This is a genomic window from Microcoleus sp. (assembly GCF_049646505.1).
GTDB lineage: Bacteria > Cyanobacteriota > Cyanobacteriia > Cyanobacteriales > Microcoleaceae > Microcoleus.
On sequence record NZ_JBARVX010000101.1, the window covers coordinates 1 to 3,424 of the forward strand.

The following is a 3,424-nucleotide window of genomic DNA, read 5'->3' on the forward strand; positions in this document are numbered from 1 at the left end:
GGGACTAGCTTCGCATCCACAGGGTGTCGTGACTCAAAAAACGTAGTCAGTTAAGACTTAGGCTGGTCAGGACGGCTTTGAGATTTCTCTTTCAAGCCTCACGCCTTTAGGCTGAGGTTCCTGACAGGTTCGCAGTCATACCCAAGGAGAGGGGCGGGTTTCCAGAATCTCGGCTTTGTGTTGGAAATTAGGGCGAACCCGCCCCTACAGGAATTACGGTTAATTGACCGGACATTGTATCATATCAAATCCTCTCTTCATCGGAATGATTCAGATATATATTCTCGGACTCTGTGTACTCTGTGTTCTCTGCGGTTAAATCATTCCGATGCTACCGGAAACGATATCAGGACTCTTCGTCCTGAGTGCGAACCAATTGTCTCACCGGGAATTAATTTCCTCGAACCGGCGATACTTGATAAAGTCCTCTAACTGGACCCGGTGCTGTCTGCGAGTCTTGCTGCTGTCTTTGAGGTGGAAACTGGTCTTGGAGTCCGGCGGGTGTGGGGAAACAGCCGCTCGGTTGAGGCGCTAGCTGGCAAGCCGGAGGCAGCGCCATGACTGAGGAATCGAAGGGATTGATGGCATCGGGGATGCGGAGAAGCGGGTCGCTGGAAACTTGCCGCTGCATTACTCGCCGGTAGAGGCCGTTGATGCGGCTGGCATCGCGCTCGATTTCTTTTTCGGGAAAGGCCACAACGCCGCTGGGGGCACCGATGCCTAAATAGTCGCCGAAGTAACCTTGCAAGCTGACGTTGTGGTAAAAGTCTCCTGAAGCTTCAAAGAATTGTCGGTTGAAGTCGTCGGCAATCGGGTGAAATCGAGCTGGTTCTGCTTGAGCTCCTTTGACGGATGCCATTGCGGCAGAGGCGACAGCGAGAATTAACGCGCGGCTAAGGGTTGTTAACTTTTGACTCATAATATTTAAGCTTCTGGATTAATTACGGTTCCAATATAGACTGATTATCGGCGGATTATTTTTGTTTTCTACGCGGTTTAAGTTATGGATGCTGCTGATTTAAAGGTGCTGCGCGATCGACTTTTGGATTTGTTGTGCGAGTTTGCCTATCGCGAGGGCGATTTTGTGCTGTCTTCGGGGCAGCAAAGTTCTTATTATATCAACTGCAAACCGGTGACGCTGCACGCTGAAGGTGCTTTGGCCACGGGGCGCTTACTCCTCTCCATGCTGCCGGCTCAGGTGCAGGCTGTGGGTGGTTTGACTTTGGGTGCTGACCCGATTGTAACTGCGGTAAGTGTGGTTTCGGCTCTGGAAGGTCGATCGATTCCGGCGCTAATTGTCCGCAAGGAGACGAAGGGACACGGGACAATGGCTTATATTGAGGGGCCGCTGTTGCCCGCTGGGACTAATGTTGCGGTTTTGGAGGATGTGGTGACGACGGGGAAATCGGCGATGCAGGCGGTGGAACGGCTGCGGGGTGCTGGTTATAAAGTCGATCGCGTGTTGTCGCTGATCGATCGAGAGCAAGGTGGAGCTCAATTATATCGCGAGCAGGGATTGGATTTTCAGGCCGTTTTTACGATCGCCGATCTCAAGGAATGGATTAGTACCAAGAAATAATACCAATTTCATAAAGTAGCGCTAGATATTACCCCCCCAAACCCCCCCTTAGTAAGGGGGGGCTAAGACTTCTACCTGGTAACGAATATTCAGAGGATCTGGATCGTATGAAAGAGGGTCTAAATCCTGTTAAAAATGCTGCAAGATATCCATCTCAAACAGCAATTTTTATGCTATGAAAACCATCCGTTTTATCGACCTATTCTCAGGAATAGGCGGCATGAGATTGGGTTTCGAGTCAGCCGCTGATTCCTTGAATCTAAAAACCGAATGCCTCTTAAGCAGCGAAATTAATCCCGAAGCTCAATTAGTTTACCGCAAAAACTTTGCCGACACACCTTTAGGCGATATCCGACTAATTGACCGACTACCAAAACACGATATTTTACTAGCAGGATTCCCCTGTCAGTCTTTCTCCGCTGCTGGCAAAAAAGCAGGTTTTGGCGATACCAGAGGAACCTTATTTTTTGAAATAATGAGGCTGATTGATACCGCTAAACCTCAAGCATTTATTTTCGAGAACGTGCGAGGACTTGTCAGTCACGACGGCGGCAGAACCCTCGAAACAATTAAACACGAAATTACCAGTAGAGGTTACAGCTTCGATTGCTTTTTGCTCAACAGTTCTAACTTTAGCTTACCTCAGAACCGCGTCCGAGTTTATCTAGTCGGAATTTTAAATGCTTCGCCCCAATTTGACTTAGTTTCCGACTTAGGGCCAAAAGATTCCCATTCCTGCAACCACCAACAGCTATCGTTATTTTCCCCGTTAAGTAAACTCGTCACAGTGGCAGATATTTTGGAAGACAATCCAGACCCAAAATATGATTGTTCGCCAGATTTTGTCAAGGCATTGAAACAAATTGTTAACAATGATTTAAATCGCTTGCACGGAATGCGGTTAATTGACTATCGCGGCGGCAATTCGATTCATTCTTGGGAACTTGGTTTGCGAGGAAAATGCAGTTTAGACGAAATTGAGTTGATGAATCTTTTTATATTAAAAAGACGCAATAAAGAGTTTGGCTCTGACCGAGATGGTAAGCTTTTAAGTAAAGAGCAAATCGCTACTTTTTTTGCTCGTCCCAATCTTGATGAAATTCTGGATTTGCTGGTTACTAAGAAGTACCTGCAGCGGAAAAATGATTTGTACAAGCCTGTGTCGGGTAATTTTTCTTTTGAAGTGTATAAATTTCTCGATCTGCAGAAGATTTCTGTAACGCTTGTTGCTAGCGATGCTAATAAATTAGGTGTTTATCACAACCGCAGAGTCCGCCGAATTACTCCCCGCGAGGCGGCGCGCTTGCAAGGTTTTTCTGATGGTTTTGTGCTGCATCCCAAGGATGATAAGGCTTACTATCAATTAGGTAATAGTGTGAGTATTAATGTGGTCAAGGCTGTGGCGAAAGAGGTTGTGCAGAATGTTTTGTCTTCTATTAAACACAAAGTTAGTGCTTTTTGAATTGCCAAGGGTGGGCGAATTATATTGTGTGTCCGCACTGCGAACTTTTTTGTTATGCCGATCGCAGATGATTTGATATAAATTCCGGTTGCACTCATACATGAGGTTAAGTGTTAACGGTTAACGGTTAACGGTTAACAGTCAACAGTTAACAGTGAATTTACTATGCCGATCGCACATGATTTGATATTGTTTCCGATATCATTCACACTCCTCTCCCCGAAGCCCTAGGGGTAAAGAGAGGCAGAGCCTCTGGATCTGCATTACCAGGCAGAGCCTGGTAACGAGAAATACGAGAAATATCATTCACACTCCTCTCCCCGAAGCCCTAGGGGTAAAGAGAGGCAGAGCCTCTGGATCTGCATTACCAGGCAGAGCCTGGT

The 3,424-nt window shown here is 46.8% G+C and carries 3 protein-coding genes; 2 read left to right on the plus strand and 1 reads right to left on the minus strand.

All coding sequences use genetic code 11. From position 1 onward, the window contains the following. Window positions 1–391: 391 nt before the first annotated feature. Window positions 392–919, minus strand: a complete 528-nt coding sequence (locus WBA89_RS05920) for a hypothetical protein (protein WP_424404672.1) — start codon at window positions 917–919, stop codon at window positions 392–394. Between the two features lie 84 nt (window positions 920–1,003). On the opposite strand from WBA89_RS05920, the gene pyrE reads away from it, so the two are divergent. After that, complete coding sequence (gene pyrE / locus WBA89_RS05925; RefSeq protein ID WP_424404674.1) at window positions 1,004–1,579, plus strand: orotate phosphoribosyltransferase; 576 nt, start codon at window positions 1,004–1,006, stop codon at window positions 1,577–1,579. A gap of 175 nt (window positions 1,580–1,754) precedes the next feature. Beyond that, complete coding sequence (gene dcm / locus WBA89_RS05930; RefSeq protein WP_424404676.1) at window positions 1,755–3,041, plus strand: DNA (cytosine-5-)-methyltransferase; 1,287 nt, start codon at window positions 1,755–1,757, stop codon at window positions 3,039–3,041. Window positions 3,042–3,424: the final 383 nt, after the last annotated feature.